Annotated in this window: 17 protein-coding genes and 2 riboswitches; of the genes, 4 read left to right on the top strand and 13 right to left on the bottom strand. The window is 37.0% G+C overall.

Features of this window, described 5'->3' with window-relative positions:
* Positions 1 to 11 precede the first annotated feature (11 nt).
* From ilvC to I6751_RS12335, 7 genes are all read right to left on the bottom strand, one after another.
* On the bottom strand, positions 12 to 1,016 hold the full coding sequence (gene ilvC, locus I6751_RS12365; RefSeq protein WP_182187365.1) for a ketol-acid reductoisomerase: 1,005 nt from the start codon (positions 1,014 to 1,016) through the stop codon (positions 12 to 14).
* Between the two features lie 146 nt (positions 1,017 to 1,162).
* Positions 1,163 to 2,818, bottom strand: a complete 1,656-nt coding sequence (gene ilvB, locus I6751_RS12360) for a biosynthetic-type acetolactate synthase large subunit (RefSeq protein WP_196590881.1) — start codon at positions 2,816 to 2,818, stop codon at positions 1,163 to 1,165.
* A 43-nt stretch (positions 2,819 to 2,861) separates the two neighbouring features.
* Complete coding sequence (ilvN, locus tag I6751_RS12355) at positions 2,862 to 3,392, bottom strand: acetolactate synthase small subunit (protein WP_196590882.1); 531 nt, start codon at positions 3,390 to 3,392, stop codon at positions 2,862 to 2,864.
* Between the two features lie 148 nt (positions 3,393 to 3,540).
* The gene (locus tag I6751_RS12350) at positions 3,541 to 4,419 is read right to left on the bottom strand and encodes a DMT family transporter (RefSeq protein WP_182187371.1); all 879 of its coding nucleotides are present in this window, start codon (positions 4,417 to 4,419) and stop codon (positions 3,541 to 3,543) included.
* Between the two features lie 135 nt (positions 4,420 to 4,554).
* Entirely contained in the window at positions 4,555 to 5,289 is a 735-nt protein-coding gene (locus tag I6751_RS12345) for an amino acid ABC transporter ATP-binding protein (RefSeq protein WP_182188768.1), read from the bottom strand.
* Positions 5,282 to 5,947: an amino acid ABC transporter permease gene (locus I6751_RS12340; protein WP_196590884.1), complete on the bottom strand. Its 666-nt coding sequence runs from the start codon at positions 5,945 to 5,947 to the stop codon at positions 5,282 to 5,284. The genes I6751_RS12345 and I6751_RS12340 overlap by 8 nt, the downstream gene beginning before the upstream one ends.
* Positions 5,948 to 6,022: 75 nt before the next feature.
* Positions 6,023 to 6,814 carry a transporter substrate-binding domain-containing protein gene (locus I6751_RS12335; RefSeq protein WP_182187375.1) on the bottom strand — a complete coding sequence of 264 codons (792 nt, stop codon included), beginning with the start codon at positions 6,812 to 6,814 and terminating at the stop codon, positions 6,023 to 6,025.
* 315 nt (positions 6,815 to 7,129) lie between these two features.
* A riboswitch (TPP riboswitch) is annotated at positions 7,130 to 7,238 on the top strand.
* 69 nt (positions 7,239 to 7,307) lie between these two features.
* Here I6751_RS12335 and thiS point away from each other — a divergent pair.
* From thiS to thiE, 4 genes are all read left to right on the top strand, one after another.
* Entirely contained in the window at positions 7,308 to 7,514 is a 207-nt protein-coding gene (gene thiS, locus I6751_RS12330) for a sulfur carrier protein ThiS (protein ID WP_182187377.1), read from the top strand.
* The gene (locus I6751_RS12325) at positions 7,511 to 8,308 is read left to right on the top strand and encodes a thiazole synthase (protein WP_414153172.1); all 798 of its coding nucleotides are present in this window, start codon (positions 7,511 to 7,513) and stop codon (positions 8,306 to 8,308) included. The genes thiS and I6751_RS12325 overlap by 4 nt, the downstream gene beginning before the upstream one ends.
* Before the next feature lies 1 nt (position 8,309).
* A complete protein-coding gene (thiH, locus tag I6751_RS12320) occupies positions 8,310 to 9,422 on the top strand; it encodes a 2-iminoacetate synthase ThiH (protein ID WP_196590885.1) in 1,113 nt (370 codons plus the stop codon).
* A 220-nt stretch (positions 9,423 to 9,642) separates the two neighbouring features.
* Positions 9,643 to 10,305, top strand: coding sequence for a thiamine phosphate synthase (gene thiE, locus I6751_RS12315; RefSeq protein ID WP_196590886.1), 663 nt, complete (start codon positions 9,643 to 9,645; stop codon positions 10,303 to 10,305).
* 107 nt (positions 10,306 to 10,412) lie between these two features.
* Here the strand turns inward: thiE and I6751_RS12310 are convergent, their stop codons facing one another.
* From I6751_RS12310 to I6751_RS12285, 6 genes are all read right to left on the bottom strand, one after another.
* Positions 10,413 to 11,162, bottom strand: a complete 750-nt coding sequence (locus tag I6751_RS12310) for an ABC transporter permease (protein WP_196590887.1) — start codon at positions 11,160 to 11,162, stop codon at positions 10,413 to 10,415.
* 1 nt (position 11,163) lies between these two features.
* A complete protein-coding gene (locus I6751_RS12305) occupies positions 11,164 to 11,847 on the bottom strand; it encodes an ABC transporter ATP-binding protein (RefSeq protein WP_196590888.1) in 684 nt (227 codons plus the stop codon).
* Positions 11,848 to 12,038: 191 nt separating this feature from the next.
* Positions 12,039 to 13,277, bottom strand: a complete 1,239-nt coding sequence (locus I6751_RS12300) for an L-lactate MFS transporter (protein ID WP_196590889.1) — start codon at positions 13,275 to 13,277, stop codon at positions 12,039 to 12,041.
* An 80-nt stretch (positions 13,278 to 13,357) separates the two neighbouring features.
* Positions 13,358 to 13,440, bottom strand: a riboswitch (ZMP/ZTP riboswitch).
* 66 nt (positions 13,441 to 13,506) lie between these two features.
* Entirely contained in the window at positions 13,507 to 13,881 is a 375-nt protein-coding gene (locus tag I6751_RS12295; RefSeq protein WP_196590890.1) for a desulfoferrodoxin, read from the bottom strand.
* Between the two features lie 81 nt (positions 13,882 to 13,962).
* Positions 13,963 to 14,778 (bottom strand): family 1 encapsulin nanocompartment shell protein, encoded by an 816-nt coding sequence (locus I6751_RS12290; RefSeq protein WP_182187384.1) that lies wholly within the window; start codon positions 14,776 to 14,778, stop codon positions 13,963 to 13,965.
* Positions 14,779 to 14,817: 39 nt separating this feature from the next.
* A complete protein-coding gene (locus I6751_RS12285; protein WP_182187385.1) occupies positions 14,818 to 15,186 on the bottom strand; it encodes a ferritin family protein in 369 nt (122 codons plus the stop codon).
* Positions 15,187 to 15,391 lie beyond the last annotated feature (205 nt).

Below are 15,391 nucleotides of genomic sequence, written 5' to 3'. Positions count from 1 at the left end.
TCGTTAAACTATTAATCTTCTTGCTTTTTGCCCAGCCATGACATCATCTTACGAAGTTTAACACCGACTTTCTCAATTTGATGTTCTGCATGTCTGCGGCGCATTGCATAAAACTGTGCCCGTCCTGCTTTATTTTCCGAAAGCCATTTAGTAGCAAAGCTGCCATCTTGTATGTCAGTCAAGATATTTTCCATTTCCTTTTTAGTTTTATCGGTAATTAAGCGGGGACCTGCTGTATAATCGCCATATTCTGCAGTGTCACTGATTGACTGACGCATATTTGCCATACCGCCTTCATACATTAAATCTACTATAAGTTTCATTTCATGAAAACATTCAAAATATGCTATTTCCGGCTGATAACCTGCTTTGACTAAAGTTTCAAAACCGGCTGTTATCAGATGGGTAATACCGCCGCATAGCACAGCTTGTTCTCCAAAAAGATCTGTTTCAGTTTCTTCCTGAAAAGTCGTTTTGATCACACCAGCTCTGGTTCCGCCAATACCGCGTGCATAAGCAAGTGCTATATCCCAAGCTTTACCACTGGCATCCTGATAGACTGCAAAAATATCCGGTACACCACCGCCTTCAACAAATGTACGACGAACGAGATGTCCCGGTCCTTTCGGTGCAACCATAAATACATCTACATCTGCCGGGGGTTTTATCTGCTGAAAGTGAATGTTAAAACCATGGGCAAAAGCAAGAGCACTACCTGGTTTTAGATTAGGTCCAATCTGGGTTTTATATATTTCGGCTTGGATTTCATCAGGAATAAGAATCATAGTAATATCCGCACCTTTGACAGCATCAGCGACTTCTGCCACTTTAAGTCCTGCATTCTTGGCTTTCTGCACGGATTTACTGCCTTTATAGAGTCCTACGGTTACATCAATACCACTTTCCTTTAAATTCAAAGCATGTGCATGGCCTTGACTACCGTATCCAATAATGGCAACTTTCTTGTCACTTACTGAACCCCAATTAACATCCTGATCATAATAAACCTTTGCCATAAATAAAACATCTCCCAAATTTTGATCGGCACTACAGTTGCCAATCTTTGATTTACAATGTTACAAGAGAACATTGTATACAGGATACACTTCAAAATCAATTTTGTCAATATTAATCTATAATAAATTTTACATAAATACATTTGTTAAAATTTAATAAATGTATTTATTCCACAATCCATTTTCGTCATTGGTTCAACAAACTCTTTATCAATATTGACAATTATTGCCTTCGGCCTATTCTCAGATATTGCATTACTTAACGCTTCAACGAATTCATCCATACTATGAACATCATAAGTATCAATTCCAAAGCTATTAACATACTCGGCGTAATTCATTCTGTATTTGAATTCACTGGAAAAATATCTCGTACCATAAAACACTTTTTGCAGTTGACGAATCATACCAAGTGATTCATTATTAATAATAACTGATATTATTGGTAAATTTAATGCTGCAATTGTGTAGTACTCACTACCAGTCATCTTTATACCACCATCGCCTGCAATATGTATAACACGCCTATCATGTTTATAGTAAATCTGAATTCCCACAGCTGCCGGCAGACCAAATCCCATAGTACCCAGTCCACCAGATGTAAACCAGGTACGCGGTTTGAATCTTTCAATATGCTGCGCTGCCCACATCTGATGCTGTCCAACATCGGTAACTACCGCATAATCTCCCCTATTTATTGTTTGTGAAATATGATGCATTACATTTGGAACATCGTATGCTCCTGTATATTCAAAGTCATCTTCTTTCCGCAGCTCATTCAACCTATTCCACCATTTTGCCAAATCATCCACTGCTTTTTGCTGCATCAGCAATGCTAATATAATTTTAATATCCCCGGCTAGTCCGATACTACTGTGTACATTCTTATCTATTTCAGCAGGATCAATATCTATATGAATAAAATGTTTGTCATTTACATACTCAGTAATATTTCCTGTCTGCCGATCACCAAAACGACTGCCTATCGCAATTACTAAATCAGCTTCAGCCACTGCACAATTAGCTGATTTTCTGCCGTGCAAACCGGCAAATCCCATGTATAATTCATGATCAGCAGGGAATGATCCTATTCCCATTAATGTCACCACTACCGGCAGATTATATTTTTCGGCAAATTTTCTCAATTCATCAGACGCCTGTCCAAATATTACACCACCGCCTGCTATTATAATAGGTTTATGTGACTGCAATATCTTCTTTTGTGCCTCTGCCGCACAGATCAGAAAATCGGCATCCGGCCGGTCTGTTTCCCGTTTTTGTAAATTATATTTTGGATATGGCACATCGCAAAAAAATAAATTTTTAGGAATATCCACTAATACCGGGCCTTTGCGTCCTGCATTGGCCAATTCAAATGCTTTTCTCAATACAACGACTAGTTCATCTGCCTTCCTAAGACGAAAACTATATTTTGTAATCGGCATCGTTATACCAAAGATATCTGTTTCCTGAAATGAATCTTTCCCCAGTAAATCGCTGTCTACCTGTCCGGTTATTATTATCATAGGAACCGAATCCATAAATGCCGTAGCAATTCCCGTTACTAAATTAGTTGCACCCGGGCCCGACGTTGCTATACATACTCCTGGCAGACCACTGGCCCGTGCGTATCCATCAGCTGCATGAGCTGCTGATTGTTCATGTGTAGATAAAATAAATTTAATACTTTCGTCACGTCCCAAAGCATCAAAAAGCGGTAATATCATCCCGCCCGGATATCCAAATACTGTATCTACATTATTCTCTTTAAGACATTTAATAATTGCTGCTGATCCTTCCATATATATCTACCTCAATATTTTTAATACATTATTATTAACCTGATTAAAGCAAATTTTTGCTGTAAAAGGCTGTTTTCCCTGCACAGTTAAAAATAGTCTTTTCTCCCCGTTCTAATGCTACTTGTCCGGTCCGTATCACCTCTAAAATCCCATACGGTGTCAACAATTGCAGCAATGCCGATACTTTTTCGTCCTGTCCGGTTATTTCAAAAATCAACGTTGTTTTTTGTACATCAATTACATGGGCACGAAATAGTTCGGCTATTTTTAATACATCCAGCCGATTAGTATCATTAGCCCTTATTTTTATGAGTGTCATTCCCCGATACACAGCTGTTTCAGGATTATGTAATTGTACTGCTGCCACATCAGGAATTTTGCCCAACTGTTTGATGATCTGATCAACAATGTAGGATTCTCCCTGGAAAAAAATTGTAATCCTTGAATACTTATTTGGCTGTGTAACTCCTACCGATAAACTATCGATATTAAACGAACGTCGTGAAAACATACCGACTACACGTAACAACACACCTGGCTGATTATTCACTAGAACTGAAAGCACATGCTTCATAATTATTCACCCTGCCAATTCACTTAATCTATAAGTTTATATTAATATATGATTTTACATTAAAAAATAAAATAAATCCAGAAAAAAGACAATAAATTAAAACAAAATGTCTTTTTTCTGGATTTATTTTATCAAAATTATTATAATATTATTTTTGTGCTAATATAAATACTGTACCAACAATCAATATACTGCCAATTATTTCCGGCCAGCCAAAAATCACATTCATAAATATAACCGACAATACCACAGAAGAAAAAGGCTCAATAGATGCCATCGCGGCGACCTCTGTGGGATATAAATATTTAGTACTTTCTATATATGACCAAAAAGATATCACCGTACCACAAATTACAACAAACAACACCCCTGCAGCCGCCTTAAAATCAAAAATCCCCTGAAAGGCGAATGGTGACTGAAAAAATGACAGCAATACTCCTCCTATGAACATTCCCCAGCCAACAACCAATGAAGAGTGGTACTTTTGCAGCATTTTTCTTGGCTGCAGCGTATATATGGCAGCCGCAAAAGCTGAAATCAATCCCCAAAACAGTGCAGTTTGCGAAATCGCTAAACGACTAAAAGTTCCCTTCGTAACCAATAAAAAAGTTCCCACTAGTGCCATAATCAGACATAAACTTTCTCTTATCATCGGCCTGCGCCGTTCGACTATTAAAACATACAATAAAACAACTATAGGCATAAGATACTGCAAAATTGTTGCCGTAGCCGCATTACTATAGCTAATAGCACAAATATATGTATATTGTGTCATTAGCATTCCAAATGCACTAAAAATAATTATATCCTTTTTATATGGGCTCCACCATATAGACGAAAGCTGACTATGATAAATCATCTTATCGACCGTCAGCAAAACTGCCCCACCGCAAATAAGTCTGATTATTGTCAGCCAGCCCGCTGCAAACATTTTTTCTTGCAGTAAATACTGTACCACTACACCGGCAGCACCCCATAATACTGTTCCCATAATAATGAGCAAAAATCCTTTTAACCGGTCATTCATAAAATATGATTCTCCTTTAAAACAAATAATACATTGCTATATTGTAACACATAACCGCCCCATATTCATCAGCAATAATTACGTATAATTCATTTGGCGATTTCATATTCTTTAACCGGACAAACAATAACCATATCAGCTATCCAACGGTTTTAATACCGAGCTTAAAAATGCCTGTGTTCTTTCATTGTCCGGATTTGTAAATATTTTATCCGGTTTATTTTCCTCCACAATATAACCATCTGCCATAAATATTACCCGATTGGCAACTTCTCTGGCAAAATTCATCTCATGTGTAACAACTACCATTGTCATACCTGATTCTGCCAAAGAACGCATTACTTTTAAAACTTCTCCGACCATTTCCGGATCAAGCGCCGACGTTGGTTCATCAAACAACATTATACTGGGATTCATCGCTAATGCACGAGCAATGGCGATACGCTGTTTTTGCCCACCGGACAAAGTATCAGGATAAACATTTCTCTTTTCCTCCAGACCGACTTTTTGAAGCAGTTCTCCTACTTTTTCGGCTGCCTGATGTTTATTTAAAATTCCCAGCTGAACCGGAGCCAGTATTATATTTTTTTCGACATTATAATTGGGAAAAAGATTAAATAACTGAAATACCATGCCAATTTTTTCCCTAAACTTATTTATATTTTTTACTTTAGTAAGATTTGTCCCAAATATTTCTATGTCACCAGACTGTATCTCTTCCAAGCGATTCAGGCAGCGCAGCAATGTACTTTTACCCGAACCGGAAGGTCCGATAATACACAGCACTTCTCCCTTTTCCACCGAAAAGGAAATATCCTTCAACACTGATAAATCTCCATAAGATTTAAACAAATTTTTTACTTCAATTATTTTTTCCATGCTGCAGACTCCTTTCCACATATTTGGCCAAAATTGACAAAAGAACTATTACTATCAGATACATAACAGCAGCATAGGAATAAACCTCAAAAGGACGATAATTGCGGGCAATTATTATCTGTGAATTCATTGTCAATTCACGTACGCTGATAACCGAAAGGATTGAAGTATCCTTGAGCGTAGTAATAAACTGATTTATTATTGGCGGAATCATTATTTTTACAGCCTGTGGAATAACTACTAAGGCCATAGTACGGAAATAGCCAAGTCCCAAACTCCTGGCTGCTTCAATTTGCCCTATATCAACAGCCTTTATCCCACCGCGGAAAATCTCTGCCAAATATGCACTGGCATTAATTGTCAAAGTAATAATACTGGCCAGCAGCGGATCAAACTTTATATTGAGCAATGCGCCTACGCCAAAAAACAAAAACAACCCAAAGATCATTACTGGTATGCCTCTCACTATATAAACATAGGCCGTATAAAAAATTTCCAATATTTTTATTTTTGACAATGCAAATATCGCCAAAATCAAGCCAACGATAAATGCTAAAATAAGTGAAGCACCAGCCATTATCATCGTAATTTTAAGGCCAGCAAGTAAGGATGGTAAACATTCAATTAATAAAGAAAAATAGTCATTCATATTTTATCCCTCATAAGTAAAAAGCAGCGGATGGATTCCTCCATCCGCCGGATTTCACTATTTATTTACTATGTTTTACTGATATTGTTTTATAATTTTATCATATGTCCCATTGTCCTTGATCTTCTTTAATCCTTCATTAAACATTTTAAGTAAATCAGCATTGCTTCCCTTTTTAACTGCAAAACCGTACTGTGGTGGATTATCATTAACATCTTCAACTGCGACACGAAGCTTGGCTTGTTCACCTATTTTTATCTGATAAGAAATGACCGGATAATCTTCCAATAAAAAGTCTGCATTACCATTAGCAACTGCCATCATCATTCCTGGTGAATCATCATAGTAAGTTATATTTAAATTGTATTTATCCTTGTTATCTTCAACAAACTTAGCCCCAGTGGTACCTTTTTTTACGGCTACCGTTTTACCTGTTATATCAGCTAATTTATTAATACTTGTATTATCCTTGTTTACTACTATAGATGAACCTGATTTGATATAAGGATCAGAAAAATCCACTGTTTTTTTGCGTTCATCAGTAATTGTGATACCTGCTATAGCACCATCAAGCTGTCCTGATACAAGTCCCGGAATAATTCCGCTGAAATCCATTGGTTTTAAATTATATTTAAAACCTTCTTCTTTAGCAATTGCATCTAATAGCTCAACATCAATGCCTTTATATTTTCCATCAACTTCCATTGAAAACGGTGCATACTTAGCATCACAGGCAATTGTATAAACTTTATCTGCCGATGATTCAGTACTTGATGCCGACTCTTTTTCCGTACTGCCGCAGCCGGCCAGCATTACCACGGCAAGTGCTGATACAGCTAATGCCGCCATGATTTTTTTTACTTTCATTAAAACTCCTCCTTAGTATACTTTGCATAAAAAAAGCCGAAAAACACTTAATTAATTAGTATTTTTCGGCTGCATTGCCTCAATCGAACTATCTTTGGCATTATAATATCATAGAGGTTTATAAAGGTCAATACTTATATTTAATATTTTCTATAAAAATTTATTTTTTTATTTAAATTTATAAAAACATATTGCAATTATCCCTAAAATAATGAAGTTTATCAATAAAATAATAGCAAAAATTCCTATTATTTTTTAATTCTCCAGTATAAGTATTTGACAAAACCATTTAATCGCTTTACAATGATCCTAATAGAATATCAGCAAGGGAGCCTCTATGCAAGTGGCTGAGAAAGGACTGTTAGTACCTGACCTTTTACCTGATCGGGATAATGCCTGCGGAGGGAGCTTTTCGACTTACTAACAAGTATGCGTCTATCCTTATCAGGATAGGCGTTTTTTTATTCTAAATTTAAAAGGGAGATTTATCATTTTGCAAATATTAATTAATGGCAAATCTACATCAGTTACTGACAAGACCACTATTCTCACTATAATGCAGGAGCGCAAACTCAGTAATGGACGTGCCGTCGTTGAACTTAACGAAATGATCGTAGATAAAACAGCTTGGTCTACAACATTTTTCAAAGAAAATGACACTCTGGAAATCGTAACTTTTATGGGGGGCGGTTCAAAATGATTCAAATGATGAATGATGATAAACTAATAATCGGGAAAAAAATTCTTAAAAGCAGATTGCTCATTGGTACAGGAAAATTTCCCAATAACAAAAAAATGCCTGCTATCATCCACGCCGGTGATGCAGCGGTGGTAACAGTAGCATTAAGACGTGCCAATGAACATTCCCAATCAGAAAACATCCTCGATTATATTCCTGATGATGTTATTTTAATGCCAAATACCTCCGGTGCCAGAACTGCCGATGAGGCTATTCGCATTGCCCATTTATCTAAAGCCATGGGCTGCGGTGACTGGATAAAAATTGAAGTTATCGCTGATAACCGCTATCTTCTGCCAGATAACCAAGAAACACTCAAAGCAACTCAACTACTGGTTAAAGAAGGATTCACTGTGCTACCTTATATCAGTCCTGATTTAATGACCGCCAAACATTTAGCTGACGCAGGGGCAGCTGCCATAATGCCGTTAGCCGCTCCGATCGGTTCAAATCGAGGGCTGCGTACCAAAGAATTACTAAAAATAATCATTGACGAAATCGATCTTCCTATAATTGTGGATGCCGGTATCGGCAAACCATCTGAAGCTGCTGAATGCATGGAATTGGGCGCCGCCGCTATTTTAACTAATACGGCTGTTGCCACTGCAAATGCCCCCCAGCAAATGGCAGCCGCTTTCTCTTTAGCCGTTAAAGCTGGAAGGATTGCTTTTCTTGCCGGTATGGGACGCACATCATCCATAAGAGCAAGTGCTTCATCACCGCTTACTGGTTTTCTACGTAAGGAGGCAAATTAAAATGTCTTCCGAAAATTTTTTAGCAGAAAAACAATTTTACAATCATCTTGATTTTAAAGATTTTTTTGCCCATGTCACACCGCAGACTGTACAGCAGACATTGTCCAAGGAGCATCTAACACGCAAAGATTTTCTTGTACTATTATCTCCTGCGGCACAAGATTGCTTGGAAGAAATGGCACAGCGTTCGCGTTATGAAACAATCAAAAACTTTGGCTATACCATGCAGCTATTCACACCAATGTACATTGCTGATTATTGCGATAATCTTTGCGTTTATTGTGGATTTAATCACAAAAATACCATTAGCCGCCGCTGTTTAAACATGGATGAAATAAAAATAGAAGCCGCCAATATTGCCCAAACCGGTTTACGCAACATATTGATATTGACCGGTGAATCACAAAAATACAGTCCAGTGGATTATATTCTGGAAGCTGTACAGGTTCTGCATGATTATTTTGACAGCATTGCCATTGAAGTATATTCATTTTCCCAAGCCGATTATAATCGTGCCGTACAAGCCGGTGTAGATGGTATGACCATGTTTCAGGAATGCTATAACAAAAAAGTTTATCAATCACTTCATCCAGGCGGGCCAAAGGCAAATTATGAATTTCGCCTTGATGCCCCGGAACGTGCCTGTCGGGCCGGCATGAGAAATGTAAATATTGGAGCGTTACTGGGACTTAATGAATGGCGCGAAGAAGCCTTTTTTACAGGTATTCATGCCGACTATCTCCAACATAAATACAAAGAAGTAGAAATAGCTGTTTCTACACCGAGAATTTGTCCTTGTTCAGCAGATTATAAACCACTCTCATTAGTTAATGATCATGACCTTGTCCAATATATAACGGCTCTGAGAATATTCCTGCCGAGGGCCGGGCTGACACTTTCAACCCGTGAAAAGCCACAAATGCGTGATAATCTTATTAAAATAGGCATAACAAAAATATCCGGCGGCGTTACAGTGGCTGTAGGTGGCCATACAAAGGGGGATGATGGCGGACAGTTTAAAATTTCTGATGAACGTTCTATCCCGCAAATGGCTAAAATGCTTTACGCGCAAGGTTATCAGCCGGTGTATAAAGATTGGCAGACCTTGATTTAACCACAATTGATCAAAAGCAGTATTTTTTAATTCTGCCTGCATAAATAATGAATATATTTTTCTGCAAATAAATTTCACCGTTTTTATCATTAACACGATAAACGTGAAATGATTGTATTAAATCAAAATATATGCAGGAATATTTCTCCTGTACGCGAAATATAAAAATATTATACAATTTATCATCATATACTATCAAGTCACCCAGGAGGATATTTATATGAATTTAAGAGCAGGTATGGAAACTTTCTTTAATACAGGAATTTACGGAATAACTGCTGAAAATCTATCAAATGGCCGTGATAATATTGAGGTTGTCCGTGAAATGCTTGATGGAGGCATAAAATTCATTCAATATCGCGAAAAAGAAAAAGATGCACTTTCGCGATATGAGGAATGTCTCATCTTGCGTGATATGATAAAACAAGCCGGTGGTATTTTTATCATTGATGATTTTATTGATTTGGCACTAGCTGTTGATGCTGATGGTGTACATATCGGCCAATCTGATTTACCTGCACGAACTGTCAGAAGAATACTTGGTAATGATAAAATAATCGGCTTATCAACGCATAATTCTGAGCAACTCGAGCATGCCAATGGATTAAAAAGATATATTGACTATATCGGTGTCGGTCCCATTCATTCCACATCTACTAAACCCAATGCCGAACCAGTAGGTTTGACATATCTTAATTACTCCATAAAGCATTCTCAATTGCCCTTGGTAGCAATTGGTGGAATAAAAGAACAAAATATCGACGAAATCATCCAAGCAGGGACAAAAACCATAGCTATTGTAAGTGATATTGTAACTACTGATAATATAAAAGAAAAGGTCAAACGTCTACGGGGAAAAATTTTTTCTCACATGTTTGATTAACAAAATATTCAAGTATCTATTGATAAATAAAGCGGACATCAAAAATAAAAACTCAATTTTTGATGTCCGCTTTATTTATATAATTACGTTCGTCCTCATCAAATATATTATATATCGTACAATTGGGCTTTATCATTAAAAAAGCTGCGATAAGCCCAATAACTGGCTGAAAATCCGGCTATAGTAACAGAACCGGTTATCATGAACATTACCATAATTTGATATTTAATAGCTATTTCTGGTGCTGTTCCTGCCAATATAAGCCCTGTCATCATACCCGGCAGCTGAACTATTCCCATAGTCTTCATTGAATCAACCGTTGGTGCCATAGCCAATTTAATACTATTTCTGATAAGTCCCCTGGCTGCTTCACGTGGCTTTGCTCCTAAACATAATTTAACTTCAACTTCGTCACGTCTGTCAAAAAAACTGTCAGCTAAATTTTTATACAAAACACCTAACGCAATCATTGAATTTCCGACTACCATACCACTTATCGGTATGGCTTCACCAGGTGTATAAGAAATAGCTTTTACCAATATCAGTGCTCCTAACGTAATTATAAGAGATAATAATATTGATACGAAAGATATTCTTTTAGCATGAACTATTTTTTCACCTCTTTTAGCTGCCACTAAAGTAGCATTATAAACCATTATCAATAAAATTAAACTAGTGATAAAAACATTATCTAAACTAAATATGAACTTCAGAATAAGACCTATTATTGAAAGCTGGATTACAGCCCTTATACTGCCAATTATAATATCTCTTTCCAAACCCAGTCTTTCTCGATAGGAAATAATTATCGCTATTGTCGGCAATATATATGTCAATGCCAATGCCCAATTACTCATTTCACTGCTCCCTGGAAGAAAAATATTTTTGTGCTGTACCTTGAAAATCAATTTGTCCATCTTTTATACAAATTACGTTTTGTGCTAAACGCCTAAGTTGTTCGATATTATGTGTAATAAAAATAATTGTAATATTTTTTGTTTCAGTCTGTTGACGAATAAAATTTTCCAAGATTTCCGTATTTGCTTCATCCAATGCGGCTGTTATCTCATCAAGCAGCAACACTTCCGGCTTTACTAATAAAGATCTGACAAAAGCCACTCTTTGCTGTTCTCCCCCTGACATCTCATTACGCTTTTTGTCTAAAAAATCAGGCGTGAGATTCACTTTATCCATAAAAGCCAGCATCTCCGCCTTATCTGGCTGCAGATTTCTCACAGTATACGAGTAAACCAGATTTTCATATACTGTTCCCGCAAAAATATACGGTTTTTGTAGTACATAACCGATTTCCCGCCGCAGCAGCATAGGATTATAATCTAAAATATTTTTCCCCTTATAAAAAATATTTCCTTTCGTAGGACTTTGCAACAGATTTACCAAACGCAGGAGTGATGATTTTCCTGAGCCGGATGGGCCGGTAATCCCCACTATATCTCCTTCACCAACTACAAAAGATACATTTTGCAAAATAGTGTTGCCATTTTTTACAAAAGCGACCTTGTCACATTCGATAATATTCACTTATGTCACCTAATCCTTAATTTATCGCAGATAGTTTTATCATAAAAATTCGTCAAATAATCCGACTATTATTATACCATTATTCTATTATATTAAACAAAATACTATACTCTCTTATTTTATAATATTACTTAATATCATAAATAATGCTGCCCGCAAAGTTCCGAGCAGCACCCTTACTCAAATATTTATTACAAAGCTTTTATCATTTTTTCCTTGATTTTTGCTAAATTACCTGACTGCAATTTTTTCCCTTTATATTTCAATACCAATGCAATAATGAGATTCAATATAAAACAAACTGAGAAGAAATAAAGCGTTATTGAATAACTATTAGTGGATTCCCGCAGCCAAGATACAAGAAATGGGCCTACTACCCCTGCTATTCCCCATGCCGTTAAGATTCGTCCATGAATAGCGCTAAGCTGTCTGGTACCAAATATGTCACTCAAATAAGCCGGCATACAAGAAAATCCTCCGCCATAACAAGTAATAATCAAAAAAATCAATGCCTCAAAAGCCATCATACTGCTAACCTGTGCCAATTGCCAGAACGCGACTATTTCTATTGCAAAAAACACCACATATGTATAACCGCGCCCCAAATAATCCGAAAGCGTCGACCAAAAAATTCTGCCCAGTCCATTCAATAACCCAATAATTCCCACCATTGAAGCAGCAGCTGCAGGTGTCATTTTTACTACATCTTGTGCCATTGGTGACGCTACTGCCAGCAAGCCTATCCCGCAGGTAATATTTATAAAAAATATCCACCATAATGCTCCAAACTGCCATGTTTTTAAAGCTTCATTAGCGGAAATACCCCGGCTGCCCCTTATAACCGCCAAACTGCTTTCGGAAACATTATTTACCGGTGGTTTCAAATAAGCAGCTGATACTGCCATTATGATCATATATATGCAGCCTAATATCAAAAAATTATTGATTAATCCGTACTGTGCCGTAAGATACTGCATTAACGGCCCGGCAATAAGACTGGCAAAACCAAACCCCATTATTGCCAGTCCAGTGGCAAATCCACGATTATTGGGAAAATACTTAACTAAAGTAGAGACGGGAGTTATATAGCCAATACCTAACCCAACACCGCCAATTACTCCATAAAAAATATATAACAATGATAAATTATTCATTTTAATTGCTAAGGCCGTACCAAACATCCCACTTACGAAAAATATCATTGCCGTCAAACCACTTTTTTTAGGTCCATATTTTTCCACAAAACTTCCCAAGAAACCCGCTGACAAACCCAAAAATAAAATTGCCAGAGAAAACGCCCATGTTGTTTGCTTAAGGGATAATCCCATTTGCTGCATTATTGGTTTCGTTAAAACACTCCAAGCATAAACACTGCCAATACAGATATGAATTCCAATTGCTGCTAAAGCAATAAGCCAACGATTTCGCATAATATCTCTTCTCCTTTTTCAATAAAAGATATATCAAAGAGAACTATTACCGAACGCAAAAAACCGCCCAGGCATAATAATTCTCTTGCCCAGACGGTCGGCTTAAACTACAATACAGTCCATGTGGTCTATTCCACATTATCCGTCAGTCCTGTACTGCAATATTAAATTGCTGATATGTGCATATTATAACAAGCAGCTTTTCCTGTGTCAACACTTTGCCACAAAATTAGAAATCGGTCTTCCATAATCCATGCAAATTGCAATATTCATACACAGTACCATTTTGTGCAGTACAAAATTCAGCCTTAGGTTCTTCGCCCGGCTGCAAAAATTGAATGCGCACACGTGAATCAGCGGCCAAAGCAATCCACTGAATATAATGTTCCGGCTGCATCGGATGCAATGTAGCTCCCACCGCAACTTCGATTTTCCCATCTTTTTTAGTCACTACAGGAACATGCTTTTCCTGGGCAGCATCGGTCGTATTGGGATTGAGCTTTGTCATCGGCTGACCACAGCAAGAAAGCGTACCCCCGCCATTATTAATCAAAGCTACTATATTACCACATTTTTCACAACGATAAAAAACAACCTTTTCCATCTTCATCATACCTCCATATACATAAAAATACATAATTTATATATAAAATGCTTTTTACTGATACTAATTCATTTTATACCCTTACTGAAAAATGACTATAGACTGCGGCCTTTTTATTCTAAGACGAATTGTTTCCAGAATGCGGAATTTATGATTTAAGTCGATTTGTTCCAAATAAGCTGTTTTCATATCCTGACCGACAACCAAATCCACATTACGACTGTCGGCGCAGACTAATACAGCCTTTTCCCTACCTAAGACAGGTGAAACATATATTTTCTTATTCAATAATTTTTTTATCCGATCAGCCTCTAACATTCCCGTACCTGGCTGTAACCGTTGCAACTGCAAATATAAATCGGGACTTAATGCTAAACAATAAGCTCCATATATACCTTTTCCCACCAATATATTAATGGCACCAGATATATCACTGAAAGCATTTTCACCTGTTTTCCAATCTGATTTTTTAATAGTATTAGCCCCTGCGACACTAAATAATCCATCAATAGCAAAATCACTATTACCAAAGAAAACAAGCCTGTCTTCTTTTAATGCACAGCCTTCCGCCGCACTGATCACCCTTGATAAATCAATGGGATACCCCGCATGGAGTGAAGACTGCATGTCTTTTGCCAATAAAGTAAAATCTTCATACAATGTTGGAAGTTCAACTAATTTTCGACCAGAAGTCATCATTACGCCATTTTTAGCAACTTCTTCCAATTTATCTGCATCATCAACAGCAATATCAGTAACTCCTATACCCAGTGGTCCAAAAACCGGAATAAATCTTCGTCCGTTTAAGATTCTGCTGGCTGTTTCCACAACAGTCTGATCTATTTGCTGCCAAAGTTCAGTACTCAATGCTGCCGCATCTCTAGACAAATATTCCATATAAACATCCCTCCCAATTTTTTGTTTAAAATAGCTTGCTCATTTTATCAAACTGCCTATAGTAGTTTCTGCCTCATTACCATGGCTAACTGGTTTCTGTGCATTTTCTTTTGCAAGCTCTTCCATTAATTCCTTAACTTCAGCCTCACCGGATGCAAAATGATCTGCCTCTTGAGGATCAAGAATACGCAGCAGTGTCATTAATTCACCCACATGTGCTTTTTCTTCATCGCGTATATCCGCAAGAATCTTTTTAGCTGCCTCATTGTCTGTAGCCTGTACATGGGCATCATAAAGATATATTGCCTCAAGTTCCGAAGAAATATCCAAACGAACCGCCTGTACCAATTCCTCCTGTGTCAATTTACGATTAACATTCCCATTAAAGGGATTTGCAAATTCAGCCATCACCAATCCTCCTCACAATAAAAAGTTTCACTAATAAAACTAAATGAATTTATTTGTATGTGTAATTAATGCCATACACTTAAATCATTTACTCAATGTTAGGTATATTCTTCGCTAATGAATAAAATCCTTCTACAGGCTGCAACTCATGATAAATATATCGAAAAACATGATTACCCGTAAAATTCATTATAAATAAAATTAT

It is taken from the genome of Pectinatus frisingensis, from assembly GCF_015732285.1.
GTDB lineage: Bacteria > Bacillota > Negativicutes > Selenomonadales > Selenomonadaceae > Pectinatus > Pectinatus frisingensis.
Note: the sequence above shows the minus strand (reverse complement) of the source record. Positions and strands in the feature narration are given on the sequence as shown.

Coding starts and splice junctions, on each gene's coding strand:
- ilvC (WP_182187365.1), bottom strand. CDS start 1,016: ATGGCAAAGGTTTATTATGATCAGGATGTTAATTGGGGTTCAGTAAGT.
- ilvB (WP_196590881.1), bottom strand. CDS start 2,818: ATGGAAGGATCAGCAGCAATTATTAAATGTCTTAAAGAGAATAATGTA.
- ilvN (WP_196590882.1), bottom strand. CDS start 3,392: ATGAAGCATGTGCTTTCAGTTCTAGTGAATAATCAGCCAGGTGTGTTG.
- I6751_RS12350 (WP_182187371.1), bottom strand. CDS start 4,419: ATGAATGACCGGTTAAAAGGATTTTTGCTCATTATTATGGGAACAGTA.
- I6751_RS12340 (WP_196590884.1), bottom strand. CDS start 5,947: ATGAATGACTATTTTTCTTTATTAATTGAATGTTTACCATCCTTACTT.
- I6751_RS12335 (WP_182187375.1), bottom strand. CDS start 6,814: ATGAAAGTAAAAAAAATCATGGCGGCATTAGCTGTATCAGCACTTGCC.
- I6751_RS12325 (WP_414153172.1), top strand. CDS start 7,511: ATGATTCAAATGATGAATGATGATAAACTAATAATCGGGAAAAAAATT.
- thiH (WP_196590885.1), top strand. CDS start 8,310: ATGTCTTCCGAAAATTTTTTAGCAGAAAAACAATTTTACAATCATCTT.
- thiE (WP_196590886.1), top strand. CDS start 9,643: ATGAATTTAAGAGCAGGTATGGAAACTTTCTTTAATACAGGAATTTAC.
- I6751_RS12310 (WP_196590887.1), bottom strand. CDS start 11,162: ATGAGTAATTGGGCATTGGCATTGACATATATATTGCCGACAATAGCG.
- I6751_RS12300 (WP_196590889.1), bottom strand. CDS start 13,277: ATGCGAAATCGTTGGCTTATTGCTTTAGCAGCAATTGGAATTCATATC.
- I6751_RS12295 (WP_196590890.1), bottom strand. CDS start 13,881: ATGGAAAAGGTTGTTTTTTATCGTTGTGAAAAATGTGGTAATATAGTA.
- I6751_RS12290 (WP_182187384.1), bottom strand. CDS start 14,778: ATGGAATATTTGTCTAGAGATGCGGCAGCATTGAGTACTGAACTTTGG.
- I6751_RS12285 (WP_182187385.1), bottom strand. CDS start 15,186: ATGGCTGAATTTGCAAATCCCTTTAATGGGAATGTTAATCGTAAATTG.